The sequence below is a fragment of the Amycolatopsis pittospori genome (assembly GCF_013870525.1).
Taxonomy (GTDB): Bacteria; Actinomycetota; Actinomycetes; order Mycobacteriales; family Pseudonocardiaceae; genus Amycolatopsis; species Amycolatopsis pittospori.
The window spans coordinates 1-20,069 of the sequence record NZ_JACBXD010000040.1 but is presented as its reverse complement, the minus strand read 5'-3'; the positions used below and the strand labels follow the sequence as shown (position 1 = coordinate 20,069).

Sequence of the window (20,069 nt, the reverse complement as noted above, 5' to 3'; positions counted from 1 at the left end):
TCTAAATGCGGGGTTCGCGGAACGCCCCGAGGTGTGCACGCGCCCAGTCGGCGAACGGCCGCGGCTCCCGCCCGATGAGGTCGTGGACGACGGAAGTCACCTCGGAGTCGTCGAACTCGCCGTCGGCGAAGAAGCGGAAGAAGGCGTCGACGTACTTCTCCGGCATCTCGGCGCTCATCGTCACGCGCGCTTCGTCGTCCGACAGCGGCTCCAGCCGCAGCTCCCGCCCCAGTAGTTCGCCGAGGACGCGCAGCCGGTCGGCGGGCCGGAGGGAGTCCGGTCCGGTGAGCAGGTAGGCGCGTCCTTCGTGGCCCGGCGTCGTCAGGGATTCCGCCGCGACGGCCGCGATGTCGTACGGGTCGATCGTCGCCACCGGCACGTTCGCGAACGGTTCGCGGACGACGTCACCTTCCTGAAGCTGCGGGATCCACCGCAGCGAGTTCGACATGAAGCCGCTCGCCCGCAGGAACGTCCAGGCCAGCTCGGATACGCGCACCGCCGCCTCGGCCGCCATGTGCATGCCGGCGACGGCGTTGCCGGCGTGCCCGCCGACGACCGACCGCGACGACAGCAGCGTGACCTGCTCGACGCCCGCGTCCCGCATCACCGCGAGCGCGCCGGGCATGTCCTCGTAGCCGCCGAGCAGGAAGACGGCGCGCACCCCGTCCAGCGCGGGTTTCAGGCTCGTCGGATCGTTGAGGTCGCCCGGCACGCCTTCGACGCCGTCGGGCAGCGAACGTGGAGTGCGGACCAGCGCTCTGACGGGATGCCCGCCGCGCGCCAGGATTCCGGTCAGTTCCGAGCCGACGTTCCCGCCGGCTCCGGTCACCAAGATCATTCTGTTCTCCCCAGTGCGGTGGCCGCCGTCACAGGCGGCGGCCGTCGCACTGAACCCTGCCAGGGAGATCTACCCGGCTCAAGGCGCCTTGGGCACCGCCGGGTACGGGACGAAGCTGCTGGTGTTCTCGTCCACGGTCAGCTGCTTGCCGATCGTCGGGAACGCGCGCTGCGAACAGGCCGGGCGTTCGCAGACTTTGCAACCCATGCCGATCGGGGTGGCCGCGGCGCGGTCGTCGAGGTCGAGCCCGGTCGAGTAGATCAGCCGTTTCGCGTGCCGTAGTTCGCAGCCGAGACCGACGGTGAACGTCTTGCCGGGACTGCCGTAGCCGCCGATGTTGCGCGACACCGCCCGCGCGACCCAGAAGTAGCTCTTGCCATCCGGCAGGGTCGCGATCTGGGTGAGGATCTTGCCCGGCTGGGTGAACGCTTCATAGATGTTCCACAGTGGACAGGCGCCGCCGACGCGGGAGAAGTGGAATCCGGCCGCGGACTGGCGTTTCGACATGTTCCCGGCCCGGTCGACGCGGACGAACGAGAACGGCACGCCGCGGTTCTTCGGCCGCTGCAACGTCGAGAGCCGGTGGCAGACGGTCTCGAAACCGACGCCGAAGTGGTCACACAGCCGCTCGATGTCGTAGCGGAAGCGTTCCGCGGTCGACAGGAACGGTCCATAGGGGAGGATCAGCGCGCCCGCGAAGTAGTTCGCCAGTCCGACTCGCGCCAGTGAACGCGCGGCCGGGCCGGAGAACGCCCAGGAATCGGCGAGTTCGGTGATCAGGTCGTCGTATTCGAGCAGGGCGATCTGCGAGGCCATCCGGAACGCCTGCTGCCCGACGCGCAGGCTCGGGGCCAGCCTCAGCACCCGCGGCCCCGGTTCGTACCGGTGCTGTTCGCCGTTGACCTCGTCGATGCCCTCACTGGTGACGTCGACGCCGTAGCGCTGGATCAGGGTCTCCTTCAACGCCGCGAGCACCTGGCCACGCTGCAGCGGGATGTCGTGCGCCATCCGTTCGGCGCGTTCGTCCAGCTCGGCGACGTAGTTCTCCCGTTCGTAGAAGAAGTCGCGGACCTCTTCGTGCGGCAGGGCGGTGGCCGCGCTGCCGTGCATGCCCAGCCCGTTCTCCGTGGTCAGCGCGGCGGTGTTCTCCACCGAGTTGCGGTAGCTGCGATGCAGTTTGACCAGGGCCTGGGCGATCGTCGGGAGATTCGTGGCGAGGTCGTTCAGCTCGCTGGTGGTGACGTCCACGCCGAGGACCTCGTCGAGCAGCGCTTCCTTCACATCCGCGACGAGCCGCGCGGTGTCGTTGTTCGCGAAGAACTCGGTGTCCACTCCGAACGCTTGGGTGATGCGAAGGAGCACTGGGACGGTCAAAGGTCGAGAGTTGTGCTCGATCTGATTGAGGTAACTGGGTGAGATCTCCAGCACACGGGCGAGATCCGCCTGGCTCATCGACCGGCTTTCGCGCAGATGCCGAAGCTTCGCTCCGGCGAAGGTTTTGTCCACTCAGGCCTCTCTGTCCGCAAGGTTTCCGGGCCTGAACGATTCAGTGAACGGTCAAGCACGTGGATTTTCGCTCAGCTTGCGAACCTGCGATTCGCAACCTTTGCAAGATGCTACGGAAGCTTCGCAGAAATTGGCAAATTGGAGGCCTGGATCGGATTTCCCCTGTCATGTCAGGGTCGGATCAGGAAAGGCGATCACTCGCAAACTTCGCAACACCGGGAGAATCCGATGACTCAGCACGCGCAGCAGCTGGAGCAGGCGGCCGCTGAACTGGCCAAGCAGTGGGAGACCGACCCCCGCTGGGCGGGCGTGAAGCGGTCGTACTCCGCGGCTGACGTGGTCAAGCTGCGCGGCAGTGTGGTCGAGGAGCACACGCTCGCCCGCCGCGGTGCCGAGAAGCTGTGGGACCTCCTGCACACCGAGGACTACGTCCACTCGCTGGGCGCCCTGACCGGTAACCAGGCGGTGCAGCAGGTCCGCGCCGGCCTGAAGGCCATCTACCTCTCCGGCTGGCAGGTCGCCGCCGACGCCAACCTCTCCGGCCAGACCTACCCGGACCAGAGCCTCTACCCGGCCAACTCGGTGCCCGCCGTCGTCCGCCGCATCAACAACGCGCTGGGCCGCGCCGACCAGATCAACTGGGCCGAGGGCAACACCGACACCGACTGGTACGCCCCGATCGTCGCCGACGCCGAGGCCGGCTTCGGTGGCCCGCTCAACGCCTTCGAGCTGATGAAGGGCATGATCGCCGCCGGTGCCGCGGGTGTGCACTGGGAAGACCAGCTCGCTTCGGAGAAGAAGTGTGGTCACCTCGGTGGCAAGGTGCTGATCCCGACCAAGCAGCACGAGCGCACGCTGAACGCCGCCCGCCTCGCCGCGGACGTGCTGAACGTGCCGTCGCTGATCGTCGCCCGCACCGACGCCCAGGCCGCGACGCTGATCACCAGCGACGTCGACGAGCGTGACCGCAAGTACGTCACCGGCGAGCGCACCGCCGAGGGCTTCTACAACGTCACCAACGGCATCGACCCCTGCATCGACCGCGGTCTGGCCTACGCCGAGTACGCCGACCTGCTGTGGATGGAGACCTCCAAGCCGGACCTCGAGGTCGCCCGCCAGTTCGCGGAGGCCATCAAGGCGAAGTACCCGGACCAGATGCTGGCCTACAACTGCTCGCCGTCGTTCAACTGGAAGAAGCACCTGGACGACGCGACGATCGCGAAGTTCCAGCGCGAACTCGGCCACATGGGCTACAAGTTCCAGTTCATCACGCTGGCCGGCTTCCACGCCCTGAACTACTCGATGTTCGACCTGGCGCACGGCTACGCCCGCGAAGGCATGACCGCGTACGTCGACCTGCAGGAGCGCGAGTTCGCTTCGGAGGACCGCGGTTACACCGCCACGAAGCACCAGCGTGAGGTCGGCACCGGCTGGTTCGACAACGTCGCGACCGCGCTGAACCCGGAGAGCTCGACCACCGCGCTCAAGGGTTCCACCGAGGCCGAGCAGTTCTGATCCCTCGCAAGTAGGTGCCGGTACAGCCGGTCGTGAGTGGCGATTCGTGTTCTAACCCGAATCGCCACTCACGACCCCGGCCCGGCCCGCCCATGACCCTTCCCTTCTATCTCTCTTTCGCGAAGCCCAGCGGAGGCACACCATGGTTGAGAAGCTGAACTACCGGATCGACGTCTGCGGACCCGCCGGTGACCGGTTCGACGAGATCCTCACCCCGGCCGCACTGGACTTCGTGGCCAAATTGGACAACGCGTTCGCCGGGCGTCGTCGCGAACTCCTCGACGCCCGCCGTCTGCGCCGCGAGGAGCTGCAGTCCGGTGAGAAGCCGCTGGGCTTCCTGCCCGAGACGCGCTCGATCCGCGACGACAGCAGCTGGTCGGTCGCCCCGGCCGCGCCCGGTCTCGAAGACCGTCGCGTCGAGATCACCGGCCCGACCGACCGCAAGATGACGGTCAACGCGCTCAACTCCGGTGCCAAGGTCTGGCTTGCCGACTTCGAGGACGCGACCTCGCCGACCTGGCACAACGTCGTCGACGGCCAGCTCAACCTGTTCGACGCCATCCGCCGCAACATCGACTTCACCACCACTGTGTCCAATGCCGCCTCCGCGGGAGGGAGTACGTCGGCGGGCGGCAAGCGCTACACGATCGGCGAAGAGCCCGCGACGATCGTCGCCCGTCCCCGTGGCTGGCACCTGGTGGAGAAGCACATCCGCATCGACGGCCGCCCGGTGTCGGCGAGCCTGGTCGACTTCGGCCTCTACTTCTTCCACAACGCGCGTCAGCTGCTGGCCCGCGGTAGCGGCCCGTACTTCTACCTGCCGAAGCTCGAAAACCACCTCGAAGCGCGTCTCTGGAACGACGTCTTCCTGCTGGCGCAACGAGAACTGGGCATCCCGCGCGGCACCATCCGGGCCACCGTGCTGATCGAGACGATCACCGCCGCGTTCGAGATGGAGGAGATCCTCTACGAACTGCGCGAGCACATCGCCGGGCTGAACGCCGGCCGCTGGGACTACATCTTCAGCGTCATCAAGAACTTCTCCTCGCACGGGGCGGATTTCGTGCTCCCGGACCGCGCGCAGGTGACGATGACCGTCCCGTTCATGCGGGCCTACACCGAACTGCTGGTGCGCACCTGCCACAAGCGCGGGGCGCACGCCATCGGCGGTATGGCCGCGTTCATCCCGAGCAAGGACCCGGAGATCAACGCGACCGCGCTCGAGAAGGTCCGCCAGGACAAGGAACGCGAGGCGAACGACGGCTTCGACGGTTCGTGGGTCGCGCACCCCGGCCTCGTCCCGGTCTGCCGCGAGGTGTTCGACGGCGTGCTCGGCGGCTGGCCGAACCAGCTCGGCAAGCTCCGTGAAGACGTCGTCGTCACCGCCGAGGACCTGCTCGACGTCGCCAGCGCCGGCGGCGAGGTCACCGAAGCCGGTGTCCGCGCCAACATCAACGTGGCGCTGCGCTACATCGACGCCTGGTTGCGCGGCACCGGTGCGGCGGCCATCCACAACCTGATGGAGGACGCCGCCACCGCCGAGATCGCGCGCTGCCAGATCTGGCAGTGGATCCGCAACGGCACGAAGCTCGAAGACGGCACCGCGCTCACCCACGAGCTCACCGTGTCCTATTTGGACGAAGAGCTGGCTTCGGTGCGGGCCGAACTGGGCGAGGACAACCGCCTCGGCGACGCCTACGAGATCTTCACCGAGACCGCGCTGGGCGAGAAGCTGCCGAGCTTCCTCACCACCGGTGCGTACGCGCGGTACCTGACCACGCACTGACGAAGGCTCCGGCCGCCCCTACCTGACGCGGGGCGGCCGGGTTCCACACCGGTTTGGGACGGTGTGGCCCACCGGGTCCGGTGGCGGAGGCTCCCCGCCGCCGGACCCGATTCACGCGCGCGCCCCTCCGGTGGCGCCTGTCGGGCGCGCGTCGTTCGCGGAGGCCCGTCCACCGTCACACCCCGGTGGGCGGGCCTCCGCGTTCCGCCGACGGCGAAAGCGGCGGTGGAACGGTGCGGGCCCGGTCATCATCACGGTATGACGATCCTCAAGTTCAGCGGCGAGGTCGCCGGGTTCTATCAGCGCTATCGCCGCGGCTATCCGGCCGAAGTCCTGGACGCGCTGGTGGCGGAATTCGGGCTCACCGCCGAGGACGTGGCACTGGATCTCGGCTGCGGCACCGGACAGTTGACCTTGCCGCTCGCCGGCCGGACGCGTGCGGTCGTCGGCATGGACCCCGAGCCGGACATGCTCGCCCAGGCCAGGAAAGCGGCCACCGGGATCACCAACGCGACTTGGCTCGTCGGCGCCGACACTGATGTCCCGGCCCTGGAAGCCTTGCTGGGCAAGGAGAAGCTCGGCGTGGTCACCATCGGGCAGGCCTTGCACTGGATGGACCGCGATACGTTGTTCCCCGCGCTGCGTTCCCTGGTCCGGCCCGGTGGCGGGGTCGCCGTGATCACCAACGGCGCGCCGATGTGGCAGCACGACAGCCCGTGGTCGAAGGCGTTGCGCGAATATCTGTCCGGCTGGCTGGGGAAGCCGCTCGTGCGCACCTTCGGGGCCGAGCAGGAGGAACAGGACCGCTATCGGGCGAGCCTGGAAGCGGCCGGTTTCACCGCGGGAGAGACCGTCGTCGAGTACGAGGACGAGATCGATTTCGACCATGTCATCGGCGCGGTCTATTCCGCGACGCCGGAGGATCTGCTGCCGAAACCCCATGAGCGCGCGGAATTCGAGAAGCGGCTCAGCGTGGCCGTCTCACCGCACGCGCCCTTCGTGGAGCCTGTCCGCGTGCGGATCTTGACCGCGCGAAGGGGATGAACCGGTCACGGACCGCGAATAGGTAGGGGTACCTAGTGATACCCCCGTTGTTTCCGCGCCGGGTCGCGCGGATGCTCGGGCCCGGGTGCACCTTCCGCCCGAATTCCCGAGGAGCCACCATGAAGAAGCAGTTGAGAACCCTCTTGGCCGCGACCTTCGCAGTCCTCGCCGTCGTCCTCGCCGCACCGGCCGTTTCCGTGTCGGCGACGGTCGCCGCGAGCCCGGACTGCGTCCGGCCCTGCCATTTCTGATCTTCGTCACCTAGTGCAGCCCCGGGGTCGCGCCCCTCGCGACCCGCGGGTGCCCACTCTCGTGGAGGGGGATCCGGGAACCCCGACATCCCGGATCCCTGTCCACCCCCCCGCGCCGCATTTAGTCCTCTGAATGCGAACGTCCGCTGAACGCGAAGGCGCGATCACGGCTCGAAGGCGTTGCCGGTCGCGATCTTCGGCCGGCCCAGTTCCACCGGCTCGCCGATCCGGGCCCGCCGGTAGACGGCGACGGTCGCTTCGGCGATCCGGCCCCAGTCGAAGTCCGCGGCCAGCCTGGACTGCGCTGTCAGCGCCCGCCGCGCCGCGGCCACCTCGTCGTCCAGTACCGCTTCCACCGCGTCCCCGAGCGCGTCGACGTCGCCGGGGCTGAAGGCCAGGCCGGTCTCGCCGTCGACGACGACCTCGCCGAGCCCGCCCGCGGTGGACGCGACCAGCGGGGCCTTCGCGGCGGCCGCCTCCAGCGCGACGATCCCGAACGGTTCGTACCGGCTGGGCAGGACGACGGCGTCGGCCGCGGCCAGGACGGCACGCAGCTCACGGTCGGACAGATGCCCGACGAAGTCCACGGCCCGCCGCACGCGCAGCTTCCGCGCCTGCTCGACCAGTTCCTCCAGATGCCTGCCCTTGCCGGCGACGACCACCCGCGTACCCGGCTTGCTGCGGCGGATCCGGGGGAGCGCGGCGAGCAGGTCCTGCACGCCCTTCTCCCATTCCAGCCGTCCGAAGTAGAGCAGCAGCGGCGCGCCGGACGGGCTGTAGACCTCGCGCGCGTGCGCCACCTCTTCTTCGGGGACCTGCCAGGTGCGTTCCTCGATGCCGTTGTGGATGACGGTGACCGCGTCGCCGTCCACTTCGAACAGATGCGCCACCTCGCGGCGCATGGCCTGCGAACAGGTGATCAGCGCGTCCGAGCGGTTCGCGAGCCACCACTCGACCGAGTGAACCTGCTGATTGAGGGGATGCGAGAGCCAGCCGGAGTGCCGTCCGGCCTCGGTGGCGTGGATGGTGCCGACCAGCGGCACCCGCGCGGCCTCGGCGATGGCGATCGCGGGGTGGGTGACCAGCCAGTCGTGCGCGTGGACGACGTCCGGCTGCCAGCCGCGCAGCAGGTCGGTCGCGGCGCGGACCATGGCGTGCCCCATCGCGAGCGTCCAGGCGACGAGGTCGCGTTCGAAGGTCACGTGCATCGGGTCCTCGGCGACCCGGATGATCCGCACGCCCTCGACCACGCGATCGGTCCGCGGATGGGTCTCGGCGTCGGTGCCCGCCGTGTGGCGGCACAGGACGACCACGTCGTGCCCCTGCCCGGCGAGGTGCCTGGCCAGGGCGTGGACGTGCCGTGCGAGTCCGCCGACGACCACAGGTGGGTACTCCCACGACAACATCAGCACGCGCATGGGTGGAGGTTACTCGTGAGTCGGTCGTCACCGGGACGGGGCGATCACCCTCGGCGATAGAGTCGATCATGGTCTTCGCGAGGGCGACAGGAACGGCGATCTTTGCCACCATCGGATTGATGACGTCCTCGGTGAACGCGGCCGAACCGGCCTTCAAGCCCGTCGAACCGGTGCTGTCGACCCCGTGGTCCGCGCAGGTCGGACCGGGCAACGCGCTGCCGGAGTACCCGCGCCCGCGGCTGGTCCGCGAACGCTGGCTGAACCTCAACGGCGTCTGGGAGTACGCGGGGAACCGTTCGCCCGGCCGGAACGGCTACGGCGAGCGGATCCTGGTGCCGTATCCGCCGGAATCGGCGCTGTCCGGTATCGGACGGCATGACGAAACCCTCTGGTATCGCAAGGTTTTCCAGGTCCCGTCCGGATGGGACGGTGAGCGCGTGGTGCTCCACTTCGGCGCTGTCGACCAGTCGGCGACGGTCTGGGTGAACAACCAGAAGGTCGCGGTCCACGAAGGCGGGTACACGGCCTTCAGCGCCGACATCACCGACGCGCTCAGGCCGTCCGGATCGCAGGAACTCACCGTCCGCGCGATCGATCGCACGGACGCCTCCACACACTCCGTCGGCAAGCAGCGGAACCATCCGAAGGGGATCTTCTACACCGCCGCGTCGGGTATCTGGCAGACGGTCTGGATGGAGCCGGTGCCGTCCGCGCGGGTCGAAGATCTCCAGCCGGTCCCGGACCTCACCGGGGTGACGGTTGTGCCGAAGGTCACAGGCGGCGCGCGGGTCGAGATGATCGTCAGCGAGCCCGGTGGTCGTGAGGTGACCCGTGTCGCAGGGGACGCCGGAAGCCCGTTGCGCGCGGAGGTGCCTTCGCCGCGCCTGTGGACGCCGGAGGACCCGTACCTCTACGACCTGAAGGTCCGGCTGCTCGACGAGGGCGGCAACGTGCTCGACACCGTCGAGTCCTACACCGGGCTGCGTACGATCGGGACGGTCACGGACGCCGAGGGCAGGCCGCGGATCGCGCTCAACGGCCGGATCACCTTCCTGCACGGCCCGCTCGACCAGGGCTACTGGCCGGACGGGATCTACACCGCGCCCACCGACGAGGCCCTGCGCTTCGACCTGGAGAAGACCAAGGAACTCGGCTTCAACTTCGTCCGCAAGCACGTCAAGGTGGAGCCGGAGCGCTGGTACCACTGGGCGGACAGGCTGGGGCTGCTCGTCTGGCAGGACATGCCGTCGCTCACCGTCTCCTTCGACGGTCCGCCCGGGCCCGCGCCGGACCCGGTACCGGAAGCGAAGGCGCGCTTCGAGGCCGAACTGACCGAGATGATCGAGCAGCTGCGCGGGGTCACCTCGATCGTCGGCTGGGTGCCGTTCAACGAAGGCTGGGGCGAGTTCGACACCGCCCGGATCGCAGGCCTGGTGAAGGACCTCGACCCGGCCCGGCTGGTGGTCGCCAACAGCGGGGTGAACTGCTGCTTCTCGCGGCCGGACAGCGGCGCGGGCGACGTCTACGACGACCACACCTACGTCGGGCCCGGGAAACCGGCGGTGAAGGACCACCGGGTGATCGTCGACGGCGAGTACGGCGGGCTGGGCCTGGTGCTCGACGAGCATCGCTGGCCCGGCAAACCACAGGCCTACGAAATGACGCCGACCTCGGCACAGCTGACCAAGCGCTATGCCGAGGTCGGCGAGACCCTGGAACGGCTCATCGCCACCACGGGTCTTTCCGGCGCGATCTACACGCAGACCACCGACGTCGAGAACGAGGTCAACGGACTGCTCACTTACGACCGGCGGGTGATGAAGGCGGATCTCGCGATCGTCGCCGCCCGCAACCGCGCGGTCATCGAGGCCGGTCAGTCGGGCTGAGCCCGGACCGGGCCCCCGGAATCCCGGACCCGGACGGGCACCCCGAGCAACTGCGAAGGCAGTCGCTCGGGGTCGAGCCCGGAGGTCACCCAGACATCGATGGTGGGCGCCCCCTCGGCCTCGCCTTGTCCGACGCCCACCACGCCGGGGACGTCATCGAGCCACCGCGACGCCGTGACCAGCGCGGCTTCGACGTCGGAAGCGTCCGTCCCGGCCATCTACGGATGCACCCGGATCCCGAGCGAGGCCTCGACGAGCGTGATGCGGTTGACCACGGTGACCACCGGCGAACCCGCGAACAGCAGGCCGACGGCGTTCTCGTTCAGGTCCGCGACGAGACTGCCCGAGTCGCCACCGGCCGACATGTCGGTGGTGAGCAGCTGCTGCGCGAAGCGGGCCACCCGGCCGCCGCCGTAGTTGACGTCGACGGTGGCGTTGATGTTCGTGATCCGTCCGGTCGTCCAGTTGGTCGTCCGGCCGGTCTTCTGCACGACCGTGCCGACCGCGGGCGCCACGTTGGTGCCCTTGAGGTCGCCGACCCAGAAGATCCGCCGGTCGAGGTCGTGGAACTGGCCTTCGGCGATGGCGGCGTCGACGAAGTTCAACGGGACGGCCTGGCCGGCCTGGATGAACTTGATCGGCACGAACCGGGTCAGCCTGGCGATGACGTCGGTGGGGACGACGCCGCCGTCGAACGGGCCGGGCTGCAGGATCGGGTCCCCGATGGCGGCCGCGTTCGAGTTCGCCAGGACGTGGTTGTTGGACAGGATGTAGTACCTGGCCGGTTTCCCGGGCAGTGCGGTGGCGTCGTAGACGGCCGTGCCGTAGGTGCCGGCGGTGATCTTGAAGTGGCCGACGCTCAGCCCGCCGAACGCCGGGCGGAACCGTTTGGCCAGCGTGAACGGGCCGACCTGCTCACGGGCGAGTTCGTCGGGACGGCTGAGCGTCGGGGACGGGGGCTCGTCGAGCATGGTGGGGGAGCCGTTCGCCTTCGGGGCCGCGATGCTGCGGCCCGCCTGCAGTACACCGACTTCCTGGACGTCGGTGGGCACGCCGGCCAGCGTCGCGGGAACGAGATCCTCCTCGCGGAGCATTTCGTGCGGCATCTTCGTATCGACCAGAACGGTGATCGCCTTTTCCTCGGTGTCGACTCCGTTCGACCACTTGGTGCCGAGCGCGACACCGACGACGTTCTGCCGGTCGAGCAGTGCGTCCTGTTCGGCCGCCTGCACGCTCGCGAGGGAGAGGTATTCGTCCGGGATCATATTGTTTTCGATCATGTCGGCCACACTTTTCCGGTTGTCGTCGTTGACTTGTCGAGAGGCGGGACGAAAGTGGCTTTCGCAACCTTTAGCCTCACTTAAGTGCGGGAGCCCCGACGAACGAGTCTTCCCCTGCGCGAGGGACCGCGCCATAGTGCAATCGGGTACACCGCTTCACCCATGAGTGCCGGTGTTTCCCTTGCGCGGCAAGGCTTTGTGATCGATCCACCGGTCATTGCCGAAGTAGGCGAGGCGTTTTAGGGACTTTGGTCCCTTCTGATGCGGAAAAGCAAAAGGGCGGGTTTCCCGGAGTGATCCGGAAAACCCGCCCGTGTACGAGAATTCAGGCGCCGACGGTGGCTTCGATCGCCTTGGTGATCTCGTCGTCCTCGGGTTCGGTGCGCGGGCGGAATCGTCCCACCACTTCACCGGACGGGGCGACGAGGAACTTCTCGAAGTTCCACTGCACGTCGCCTGCCGCGCCTTCCGCGTCGGCCGTCTTGGTCAGTTCGGCGTAGAGCGGGTGCCGGGTTTCCCCGTTGACGTCCAGCTTTTCGAACAGCGGGAACGAAACGCCGTACGTCGTCGAGCAGAAGGTCTGGATCTCCTCGGCGGTGCCCGGTTCCTGGCCCGCGAACTGGTTGCACGGGAAGCCGACGACGGAGAAACCCTTGTCCGCGTAGCGTTCCTGCAGCTTCTCCAGTCCGGTGTACTGGGGCGTCAGACCGCATTTCGACGCCACGTTCACCACCAGCAGCGCCTTGCCTTCGAGCGCGCCGAGGGTGGTGTCCTCGCCGCCGAGCGTCTTCAGCGGGATGTCGTGGATCCCCATGGTTCCCCTTTCGTCATTTCTTCAGCAGATCACGGGCGTCGACGTGGCCGAACGGGCCATCGTCGCGCCGGAACGCGGCCGCGGTCTCCCGGGCCCGCTCGTGCGCGCCTTCCCGGAGCAGCCCGGCGAGGGTGTCGAACCGTTCGGTGTGCACCCGTGCCCGCCGCCGCGCGTAGTCGGCGGCGGAATCCTTGGTGACCATGAACGCCCAGTCGCTCGAAAGCGCCAGCATCGCCTCGGAGACGGCCTGATCGCGGACGGCGTCGCGGGTCGTGGTGTCCATTCCGGCGACGAGGTCGAGCATCCGGTGCTGCAGCGCGGTGTTGTCCCGCACCATGTCGGCGACCTGCTCGCCGTCCCAGACCCGCCAGTCCTTGCCCGAACCCCACGACGACGCCGGGAGGTCGACCCGGCCGCCGAGGTGGCCGGCTTCGAGCGCGCCTTTGAGGGTGGTGACGCGGACCCCGGCCTCCGGCAGTGCGCGCAGGACGCCTTCGAGCCAGGCCGGTCCCTCGTGCCACCAGTGCCCGAACAGTTCCGTGTCGTACGCGGCGACGACGAGCGACTCGCGGCCGTGCTCGGCCTTGAGCGAACGAAGCCGTGCGACCACGGTGTCGACGAAGTCCTGGACGTGCCCGCCGAGCGCGCCCGCCGCCATCGCCGGGTCGTACGGCGCCTTGTCCGGCGGCTCGATGGTCTTGCCGGTCACCCGGGACGGCTTCAGGCCGACTTCGTGTGCCCACGTGTGGAAGTCGCGGTAGGCGGCATGGCCGGGGTATCCGGCTTTCGGCGACCAGACCCGGTACGTGACTTCGAGGTCCCGGCCGAAGCAGACGACGTCGGAATCGCCGACGGTGCGTGCGGCCGAGGTGTCGCCGTGCAGCGACGGGCCGTCGACCATGAAGCGCTGGACGCCCGCGGCGGCGTAACCCGCCTCCATGCCGGGGTTGTACCCGCATTCAGGCGCCCAAATGCCTTCGGGACGCCGCCCGATCCGCAGCGCGGTGTCGGCGAGGCCGCCGCGCAGCATGAAGTCGCGGACCGCCGGGTCGAGCAGCGGCTGGAACGGATGCGCGAGCGGGCCACCGAGCAGTTCGATCGTCCCGTTGTCCACAAAGGATCGGAGGATCGGTGAGAATCCATGCCGCCAGCGGGTTTCCAGTTCTTCGGAGGCCTTGACCGCGGTCTGGTACTCGCTGGCGGCGAGGTCGCGCAGCAGCGGGTCGCCGCCCCAGAGCGTCGAGGCGTGCCAGGCGCGCAGCTGCCAGTGGCCGAGCCAGTCGTGGAACGCGTCGATGCAGTAGGGGTCGTCGAGCTGCGCGGCGAGGATCGGCGTCATGCCGAGCGTGAGGACGTCTTCGCGGCCCTCGTCGGCGAAGCGGCGCAAGAGGTCGAACATCGGCAGATAGGAATGCGCCCAGGCCTGGTAGAGCCATTCCTCGCCGACCGGCCAGGATCCGTGATGCGGCAGCCACGGCAGGTGGCTGTGCACGACGAGGCAGAACGTGCCCTCGTACTCGCTCATGCCTTCACCGCCACGGCGACCAGGTCGAGGCTGTCGTCGAGGTCTTCGCCGTGGATGGCGAAATCCGCGGCCTGGATGCCTTCGACGTCGGCCAGCAGTTCGGGCGGCCAGATCGCCTGCCCGGGCAGCTGCCCCATGACGACGTCGAGCTGGGCGTCGATGATCGAGCCGCCGTACTTGGCGTCGAGCTTCGCGACCCCCTCGCCGTGATGGAGACCGTGCAGCGTCTCGACCCCGAACCCGGCGTCACGCAGCAGTTCGTCCAATTCGGACGGTGCGAGTTCCCTGGTGTGGAACGGGTTGAGCGGGGTGTCGCTGTCCGGAGTGAAGGTCAGCCGGTTGGGTGTGGTGACGATCAGGCGTCCGCCGGGCGCGAGTACGCGGCGGCATTCGGTGAGGAAGGCGCCCTGGTCCCAGAGGTGTTCGATCACCTGGAAGTTGGCGACGACGTCCACCGAGGCGTCCCGCAGCGGCAGGAACACCAGGTTCGCCCTGGCCACACCGATGCCGGGGTAGCGGCGGGCGACGTGCTCGGTGGTGGGGACGTCGTAGTCGAGGGCGAGCACCCGCCCGGCGACGGTGGCGATGAGCCCGGCGCCGTAGCCCTCGCCGCAGCCGGCCTCCAGGACGGTCTTGCCCGCACAAAGGGGCAGGAGCGCTTGATACGCCGCTTCGTGGCGGCGGTACCAATAGTTCTCCTCGGCGATGCCCGGCACGGTGCGCTCACCCGTGAGGTGCAGCGCTTCGGCCCTGGTGGCTGGGGTGGTCACGCCGCGACCCTACCGGCCGGTCACTTCCCGCTCCGCCGCAGTTAGTCCTCTGGACGCGGTCCTTGCGCGTGCAACTACCGCATCCAGAGGACTGACTGCGTGTCACGTTTCGCGGCGCTGCCCGGTCCAGTAGACATGCAACGGACCATCACCCGCGTACTGCTCGTCGTCTTCGGCCTGATCGAACTGCCGGTCGGGCTCTGGCCACTGCTCAGCCCTCGCGGCTTCTACGAGGACTTCCCCGGGTTCCGCACCGGCTGGGTGGCGATGGACGGCCCCTTCAACGAGCATCTGCTCCGCGACTTCGGCGGCCTCAATCTCGCGCTGACCGCCATCCTGATCGGCGCCGCCGTGATCGGGACGACCGCCGTGGCCAGGCTCGCGGCGGTCGCCGTCTTCCTCTTCGGGCTGCCGCATTTCCTCTACCACCTGGGCCACGTCTCGCATTTCGAGCCGGTGGACCAGGTGCTCATCGTCGCGATGACGGCGCTGGGCGCGGTGCTCCCGCTGGTACTGCTGCTGATCCCCGGGAGGAGGGCTACACCGGCGACACCGTGATGCCGATGGCGCCCGGGCCGAGGTGGGCGCCGAGGATCATGCTCGCGTCGACCAGGGTGCTGTCGACCATATGAGGCAGCCGTGCCCGCAGCCGTCCGCCGATCTCGAGGTCGCGTTCGTCCGGGCCGAAGCGGGTGATGGCGACCTCGACCTCCTTCTCGCCCGCGCATTCCACCGCGAGGTCGACGAGTTTGTTGATCGCCCGCCGCTGGCCCGGCACCCGGGTCAGCGGCGCGACCTCGCCGTTCTTCAACGTCAGCAGGGGTTTGATCGAGAAGGCGGAACCGAGGAACGCCTGAGCCGCGCCGATCCGGCCGCCGCGCCGGAGGAACTCCAGGGTGTCGACGTAGAGGATCTCGCGGCTGCCGCGGAACCGGCGTTCGGCCGCGTCGATGACGCGTGAGGCCTGCCCGCCCGCCGCGGCGACCTTGGCCGCCGACAGCGCCGCGAAACCAAGGCTCATCCCGGTGGTCCCGCTGTCGAGGACGTGGACCGGGATGTTCACCTGTTGGGCGGCTTCGCGGGCGGCGTTCACCGTCTCCGACATCCGTCCCGAGATGTGGACGCTGACGATCGCCGAGGCGCCCTTGCTCGCGGCCTCCTGGAACGTCCAGAAGAACGCGGCGACCTCCGGAGGCGCGGTCTTCACCGGTGTCCCGGCGCGCAGTTCGCCGATGACCTCGTCGCGGTCGTAGCGGTTCTCTTCGTCGAACTGGTCTCCGACCTGCAATTGCACCTGGACGACGCCGATTCCCCAGCGTTCGGCGACCGTCGGGGGAAGGCAGGCGGTCGAGTCCGTGATCACGGCGACAGGGCCGGGCATGGAACGCATGGTGCGGCAGGTTAACCGTTCGGCTCTACCGGGAGTACCCCCGAGTACGGCCGTTCGGGTTAGTCTGGCGGTTACACTCACTTCCGGGTGAAAAACCTGGACGATGGTCCCACTAAAACGTGCATCCAGGTGAATGAGGTCACCTCGCCGGGCCACGGCGTCGAAATGGCCCTAATCTACCGGCCAGTAGAGCTGTTGCCCCGTGGCCGACGCCGGCCACTAACGGGAGGTCGAAGTAGACCCATGACGAATATCGTTGTCCTGGTCAAGCAGGTACCGGACACCTACTCGGAGCGGAAGCTCTCCGGTGCCGACAACACTCTTGACCGCGAATCCGCCGACGCCGTGCTCGACGAGATCAACGAGAAGGCCGTCGAAGAAGCCCTGAAGATCAAGGAAGCCGGCGAGGGCGAGGTCACCGTCGTCTCGGTGGGTCCCGACCGCGCGACCGACGCGATCCGCAAGGCGCTGTCCATGGGCGCCGACAAGGCCATCCACGTCTCCGACGCCGCGCTCCACGGCTCCGACGCGATCGCCACCGCCAAGGTGCTGGCCGCCGCGATCGGCAAGGTCGAAGGCTACGACCTGGTCATCACCGGTAACGAGGCCTCCGACGGCCGCGGTGGCGCCGTGCCGGCGATCATCGCCGAGCTGCTCGGCCTGCCGCAGCTGACCCACGTGAACGAGCTGACCGTGGACGGCACCGCCATCAAGGCCGACCGCTACACCGAGGACGGTGTCACGCACCTCGAGGCGAACCTGCCCGCGCTGGTGAGTGTCGGCGAGAAGATCAACGAGCCGCGTTACCCCTCCTTCAAGGGGATCATGGCCGCGAAGAAGAAGCCGGTCGAGACGCTGACCATCGCGGACCTGGGCCTGGACGCGGGCGAGGTCGGCCTCGGCAATGCCTGGTCGTCGGTGCTCGAAGCTTCCCCGAAGCCGCCGCGCACCGCCGGTGAGCGCGTCGAGGACGAGGGTGACGGCGGCGCCAAGGTCGCCGCCTACCTGGTCGCGCAGAAGCTCGTCTGAGACAGGTCCGAGGAGGAATAGGGAAATGGCTGAAGTACTCGTCCTCGTCGACCACGTCGACGGTGAAGTCAAGAAGGTCACGCTCGAGCTGCTGACCGCCGCCCGCGAGCTCGGCGAGCCGTCCGCGGTCGTCGTCGGCCCGACCGGCACCGCCGCCAAGGCGAAGGAAGCCCTCGCCGCGCACGGCGCCGCCAAGGTGTACGTCGCCGAGGGCGACAACGCCACCGGCTTCCTGGTCACCCCCAAGGTGGACGTCCTCGCCGCGCTGGCGGAGCGGACCTCCCCGGCCGCCGTGCTCGTCGCGGCCAGCGCCGAAGGCAAGGAGGTGTCCGCTCGTGTCGCGGTCCGCCTCGGCTCCGGTCTGCTGTACGACGCCGTCGGCGTGAACAGCGACGGCTCGGTCGACCAGTCCATCTTCGGTGGCGCGTTCTCCGTGAAGTCCAAGGCCACGAAGGGTGTCCCGGTCATCTCGATCCGCCCGGGCGCGGTCGAGGCGACCCAGGCCGACGGTGCGGCCGCCGAGGAGACCGTCGAGGTCCCCGCCGGTGACCCGGCCAAGTCCGCCAAGATCACCGGTGTCGAGCCGATCGTCGGCGGCGACCGTCCGGAGCTGACCGAGGCCTCGGTCGTCGTCTCCGGTGGCCGCGGTGTCGGCTCGGCCGACAAGTTCGACGTCGTCGAGGCGCTCGCCGACTCGCTCGGTGCCGCCGTCGGCGCTTCCCGCGCCGCCGTCGACTCGGGCTACTACCCGGCGCAGTTCCAGGTCGGCCAGACCGGTAAGACGGTCTCGCCGCAGCTGTACATCGCGCTCGGTATCTCCGGTGCGATCCAGCACCGCGCCGGCATGCAGACCTCGAAGACCATCATCGCGGTCAACAAGGACGCCGAAGCGCCGATCTTCGAGATCGCCGACTTCGGTGTGGTGGGCGACCTGTTCAACGTCGCGCCGCAGCTGACCGACGAGGTCAAGAAGCGCAAGGGCTGAGTTTCGCCCAGATGGGGCCGTCCGGGATTCGTCCCGGGCGGCCCTTTTTCTGTTACCGGGAAGTGATGTTCCACCCTGAGAGAAGCCTGAGAACCCGCATTTAACTGAACGTGCACTATTCGGCCATCGGGCGCATTGTCGTTGGTACCCCCCGAGGGGTAGACCTTGCTTATGACGACGTCACAGCTCCTCGTCAGTACTGACCAGGCAGGTGTCGAACTCCCGGCCGACGCGCCGCGTTACTCCCTTCTCGTAGCCAACGGAAACGAAGAAGTCGTTGCCGCGCAACGCCTTCGTTACCAGGTGTTCGCCGAGGAAATGGGGGCGAAGCTCAATTCGCTCGAACCCGGCCTCGACGTCGACTACTTCGACGAGTTCTGCGATCACCTCGTGGTGCGGGACGACAACACCGGCGAGATCGTGGGCACGTACCGGATGCTGCCGCCCGATCGGGCGGTGAGAGCGGGAAAGCTTTACTCCGACAGCGAATTCGATCTCACGGCGCTGGATTCGCTGCGTCCCTCACTGGTCGAGACGGGCCGTTCTTGCGTGCATCCCGACCACCGCAGCGGTGCCGTGGTGAGCCTCGTCTGGGCGGGGATCGGGCGCTACATGCTGCTGGCGGGCCACCGGTACCTCGCGGGCTGCGCGTCCGTGCCGTTGACCGACGGCGGCGGTTACGCGGCCGGCGTCTGGGATGTCCTGCGCACCAAGCATTACGCGGACGAGTCGCTCCGGGTCACGCCGCTGAACCCGTGGCGGACCGAGGGCGTCGAGCGGACCGGGCGGGCGATCCTGCCGCCGTTGATCAAGGGGTACACGCGCCTGGGCGCGAAGACCTACGGCCCGCCCGCTCTCGACGAGGACTTCGGCGTCGCGGACTTCTTCGTCGTCCTGGATCTGCACAACGTCGACGAGCGGTACCTCAAGTTCTTCCTGGGAGTACAGGGATGACTCACGCCTGGATGCCGAAATCGCCGTGTGGCGACGGATGCCTGAGCGAGGGGGCGCCCACGGTGGCGTTTCCGCGGCGCGTCCTGCGGTTCGCCGCGGCGATCGGCGTCATCTTCGGCGCGTTCCTGACCGCGCCGCTGGTGCTCGTGCTGCGCGGCATGCCCCGGGAACGGTTGGTGCGCCTGCTGTTCGTCGGCATCCTGCGCTCGTTCGGGGTGCGGCTCGTGGTACTCGGCGCCGAACGTTTCCGGGCCGTACCCGGCCGCGGCGCGCTGGTGGTGAACAACCACATCTCGTGGCTGGACATCATCGCGGTCAACGCCATCCAGCCGATGCGAGCGCTGGCGAAGAAGGAGGTCGGCGCCTGGCCGGTGCTGGGGCTCCTGGTGCGCCGCGGCGGCAGCATCTTCCTGGACCGCGAGAACCTCCGCAGCCTGCCCGCGACCATGGACGAACTCGCCGACGCGATGCGCGGCGGATCACTCGTCAGCGTGACGCCGGAGGGAACCACCTGGTGCGGCCAGGGTTCGGGCCGCTTCCGCCCGGCGACGTTCCAGGCCGCGATCGACGGCGGTGTCCCGGTGCGACCGCTGGCCCTGCGCTTCCGGCTCGCCGACGGGCGGGAGACCACGCAGCCGGCGTTCATCGGTCCGGAGTCGCTCATCGCCTCGCTGCGGCGGGTCGCGGCCCTGCGCGGTCTGGTGCTGGAAGTCCACGTATGCCCGGAAATCGCGCCGGGTAAGGCATCGGATCGGCGGGAACTGGCGTCACTGGCGGAATCCGCGGTGCAGGCGGCCCTGGGACGGGTGCAGATCCCGGCGCAGACGCGACGGCGGCGCCCTGCTGCCTCCGCTCCCGCTTCTCCCGCTCCCGCCTCCGCTGCTCCCGCTCCTGTCGCGAAAGTGCCCTCTCGGTAACCACGCGCGCGCTATGAACGGCCCGTTACTTGCAAAATTTGCAAGTAACGGGCCGTTCATAGCACGCCAGGGTTGACGCGGGTGCCTGCGAAGCCGCGGCCTCGCGTGACCGTGACGGCAGCGAGCCAGCACGGTCCGCCGCGCGCACATGTTGCGAAAGG

Annotated in this window: 19 protein-coding genes; 10 read left to right on the top strand and 9 right to left on the bottom strand. The window is 68.5% G+C overall.

Features of this window, described 5'->3' with window-relative positions; genetic code table 11:
* Window position 1: 1 nt before the first annotated feature.
* On the bottom strand, window positions 2–838 hold the full coding sequence (locus H5J31_RS22175; RefSeq protein WP_181774549.1) for an NAD(P)H-binding protein: 837 nt from the start codon (window positions 836–838) through the stop codon (window positions 2–4).
* Window positions 839–916: 78 nt separating this feature from the next.
* Complete coding sequence (locus H5J31_RS22170; RefSeq protein ID WP_181774548.1) at window positions 917–2,344, bottom strand: short-chain fatty acyl-CoA regulator family protein; 1,428 nt, start codon at window positions 2,342–2,344, stop codon at window positions 917–919.
* Window positions 2,345–2,572: 228 nt separating this feature from the next.
* On the opposite strand from H5J31_RS22170, the gene aceA reads away from it, so the two are divergent.
* From aceA to H5J31_RS40250, 4 genes are all read left to right on the top strand, one after another.
* The gene (gene aceA, locus H5J31_RS22165; protein ID WP_181774547.1) at window positions 2,573–3,859 is read left to right on the top strand and encodes an isocitrate lyase; all 1,287 of its coding nucleotides are present in this window, start codon (window positions 2,573–2,575) and stop codon (window positions 3,857–3,859) included.
* 142 nt (window positions 3,860–4,001) lie between these two features.
* Window positions 4,002–5,645 carry a malate synthase A gene (aceB, locus tag H5J31_RS22160; RefSeq protein WP_181774546.1) on the top strand — a complete coding sequence of 548 codons (1,644 nt, stop codon included), beginning with the start codon at window positions 4,002–4,004 and terminating at the stop codon, window positions 5,643–5,645.
* A gap of 258 nt (window positions 5,646–5,903) precedes the next feature.
* Window positions 5,904–6,689 (top strand): class I SAM-dependent methyltransferase, encoded by a 786-nt coding sequence (locus H5J31_RS22155; RefSeq protein WP_181774545.1) that lies wholly within the window; start codon window positions 5,904–5,906, stop codon window positions 6,687–6,689.
* Between the two features lie 119 nt (window positions 6,690–6,808).
* Window positions 6,809–6,940, top strand: coding sequence for a hypothetical protein (locus H5J31_RS40250; RefSeq protein WP_268880393.1), 132 nt, complete (start codon window positions 6,809–6,811; stop codon window positions 6,938–6,940).
* Window positions 6,941–7,104: 164 nt separating this feature from the next.
* Here the strand turns inward: H5J31_RS40250 and H5J31_RS22150 are convergent, their stop codons facing one another.
* Complete coding sequence (locus tag H5J31_RS22150) at window positions 7,105–8,358, bottom strand: glycosyltransferase family 4 protein (RefSeq protein ID WP_181774544.1); 1,254 nt, start codon at window positions 8,356–8,358, stop codon at window positions 7,105–7,107.
* 119 nt (window positions 8,359–8,477) lie between these two features.
* Between H5J31_RS22150 and H5J31_RS22145 the strand changes: the two genes are divergently transcribed.
* Window positions 8,478–10,244: a glycoside hydrolase family 2 protein gene (locus tag H5J31_RS22145; RefSeq protein WP_181774543.1), complete on the top strand. Its 1,767-nt coding sequence runs from the start codon at window positions 8,478–8,480 to the stop codon at window positions 10,242–10,244.
* On the opposite strand, the gene H5J31_RS22140 is transcribed toward H5J31_RS22145, so the two are convergent.
* The 5 genes from H5J31_RS22140 to H5J31_RS22120 all read right to left on the bottom strand — a co-directional run bounded on the left by H5J31_RS22140 (window position 10,232) and on the right by H5J31_RS22120 (window position 14,633).
* Complete coding sequence (locus tag H5J31_RS22140) at window positions 10,232–10,462, bottom strand: hypothetical protein (protein WP_181774542.1); 231 nt, start codon at window positions 10,460–10,462, stop codon at window positions 10,232–10,234. The genes H5J31_RS22145 and H5J31_RS22140 overlap by 13 nt on opposite strands.
* Entirely contained in the window at window positions 10,463–11,524 is a 1,062-nt protein-coding gene (locus H5J31_RS22135) for a chymotrypsin family serine protease (RefSeq protein WP_181774541.1), read from the bottom strand.
* 325 nt (window positions 11,525–11,849) lie between these two features.
* The gene (locus H5J31_RS22130; RefSeq protein ID WP_181774540.1) at window positions 11,850–12,338 is read right to left on the bottom strand and encodes a glutathione peroxidase; all 489 of its coding nucleotides are present in this window, start codon (window positions 12,336–12,338) and stop codon (window positions 11,850–11,852) included.
* Window positions 12,339–12,351: 13 nt separating this feature from the next.
* Entirely contained in the window at window positions 12,352–13,863 is a 1,512-nt protein-coding gene (locus H5J31_RS22125; protein WP_181774539.1) for a 1,4-alpha-glucan branching protein domain-containing protein, read from the bottom strand.
* Window positions 13,860–14,633, bottom strand: coding sequence for a class I SAM-dependent methyltransferase (locus tag H5J31_RS22120; protein WP_181774538.1), 774 nt, complete (start codon window positions 14,631–14,633; stop codon window positions 13,860–13,862). Before H5J31_RS22120 ends, H5J31_RS22125 begins: the two co-directional genes overlap by 4 nt.
* Before the next feature lie 135 nt (window positions 14,634–14,768).
* On the opposite strand from H5J31_RS22120, the gene H5J31_RS22115 reads away from it, so the two are divergent.
* Entirely contained in the window at window positions 14,769–15,191 is a 423-nt protein-coding gene (locus tag H5J31_RS22115; protein ID WP_181774606.1) for a hypothetical protein, read from the top strand.
* Here the strand turns inward: H5J31_RS22115 and H5J31_RS22110 are convergent.
* A complete protein-coding gene (locus tag H5J31_RS22110) occupies window positions 15,172–16,023 on the bottom strand; it encodes a DegV family protein (protein WP_181774537.1) in 852 nt (283 codons plus the stop codon). The two genes, H5J31_RS22115 and H5J31_RS22110, sit on opposite strands and share 20 nt — an antisense overlap.
* A 243-nt stretch (window positions 16,024–16,266) precedes the next feature.
* Here H5J31_RS22110 and H5J31_RS22105 point away from each other — a divergent pair, with 243 nt between their 5' ends.
* The 4 genes from H5J31_RS22105 (at window position 16,267) to H5J31_RS22090 (ending at window position 19,908) form a co-directional block, all read left to right on the top strand.
* Window positions 16,267–17,052, top strand: a complete 786-nt coding sequence (locus H5J31_RS22105; protein WP_181774536.1) for an electron transfer flavoprotein subunit beta/FixA family protein — start codon at window positions 16,267–16,269, stop codon at window positions 17,050–17,052.
* 25 nt (window positions 17,053–17,077) lie between these two features.
* On the top strand, window positions 17,078–18,037 hold the full coding sequence (locus H5J31_RS22100; protein ID WP_181774535.1) for an electron transfer flavoprotein subunit alpha/FixB family protein: 960 nt from the start codon (window positions 17,078–17,080) through the stop codon (window positions 18,035–18,037).
* A gap of 171 nt (window positions 18,038–18,208) precedes the next feature.
* Entirely contained in the window at window positions 18,209–18,991 is a 783-nt protein-coding gene (locus tag H5J31_RS22095) for a GNAT family N-acetyltransferase (RefSeq protein ID WP_181774534.1), read from the top strand.
* Window positions 18,988–19,908, top strand: coding sequence for a lysophospholipid acyltransferase family protein (locus H5J31_RS22090; protein WP_181774533.1), 921 nt, complete (start codon window positions 18,988–18,990; stop codon window positions 19,906–19,908). The genes H5J31_RS22095 and H5J31_RS22090 overlap by 4 nt, the downstream gene beginning before the upstream one ends.
* Window positions 19,909–20,069 lie beyond the last annotated feature (161 nt).

What these genes read in the sequence shown, in the direction of transcription:
- H5J31_RS22175 (WP_181774549.1), bottom strand. Translation starts at nt 838, where the DNA reads ATGATCTTGGTGACCGGAGCCGGCGGGAACGTCGGCTCGGAACTGACC.
- aceA (WP_181774547.1), top strand. Translation starts at nt 2,573, where the DNA reads ATGACTCAGCACGCGCAGCAGCTGGAGCAGGCGGCCGCTGAACTGGCC.
- aceB (WP_181774546.1), top strand. Translation starts at nt 4,002, where the DNA reads ATGGTTGAGAAGCTGAACTACCGGATCGACGTCTGCGGACCCGCCGGT.
- H5J31_RS22155 (WP_181774545.1), top strand. Translation starts at nt 5,904, where the DNA reads ATGACGATCCTCAAGTTCAGCGGCGAGGTCGCCGGGTTCTATCAGCGC.
- H5J31_RS40250 (WP_268880393.1), top strand. Translation starts at nt 6,809, where the DNA reads ATGAAGAAGCAGTTGAGAACCCTCTTGGCCGCGACCTTCGCAGTCCTC.
- H5J31_RS22150 (WP_181774544.1), bottom strand. Translation starts at nt 8,358, where the DNA reads ATGCGCGTGCTGATGTTGTCGTGGGAGTACCCACCTGTGGTCGTCGGC.
- H5J31_RS22145 (WP_181774543.1), top strand. Translation starts at nt 8,478, where the DNA reads ATGACGTCCTCGGTGAACGCGGCCGAACCGGCCTTCAAGCCCGTCGAA.
- H5J31_RS22140 (WP_181774542.1), bottom strand. Translation starts at nt 10,462, where the DNA reads ATGGCCGGGACGGACGCTTCCGACGTCGAAGCCGCGCTGGTCACGGCG.
- H5J31_RS22135 (WP_181774541.1), bottom strand. Translation starts at nt 11,524, where the DNA reads ATGATCGAAAACAATATGATCCCGGACGAATACCTCTCCCTCGCGAGC.
- H5J31_RS22130 (WP_181774540.1), bottom strand. Translation starts at nt 12,338, where the DNA reads ATGGGGATCCACGACATCCCGCTGAAGACGCTCGGCGGCGAGGACACC.
- H5J31_RS22125 (WP_181774539.1), bottom strand. Translation starts at nt 13,863, where the DNA reads ATGAGCGAGTACGAGGGCACGTTCTGCCTCGTCGTGCACAGCCACCTG.
- H5J31_RS22115 (WP_181774606.1), top strand. Translation starts at nt 14,769, where the DNA reads ATGCAACGGACCATCACCCGCGTACTGCTCGTCGTCTTCGGCCTGATC.
- H5J31_RS22110 (WP_181774537.1), bottom strand. Translation starts at nt 16,023, where the DNA reads ATGCGTTCCATGCCCGGCCCTGTCGCCGTGATCACGGACTCGACCGCC.
- H5J31_RS22105 (WP_181774536.1), top strand. Translation starts at nt 16,267, where the DNA reads ATGACGAATATCGTTGTCCTGGTCAAGCAGGTACCGGACACCTACTCG.
- H5J31_RS22100 (WP_181774535.1), top strand. Translation starts at nt 17,078, where the DNA reads ATGGCTGAAGTACTCGTCCTCGTCGACCACGTCGACGGTGAAGTCAAG.
- H5J31_RS22095 (WP_181774534.1), top strand. Translation starts at nt 18,209, where the DNA reads ATGACGACGTCACAGCTCCTCGTCAGTACTGACCAGGCAGGTGTCGAA.
- H5J31_RS22090 (WP_181774533.1), top strand. Translation starts at nt 18,988, where the DNA reads ATGACTCACGCCTGGATGCCGAAATCGCCGTGTGGCGACGGATGCCTG.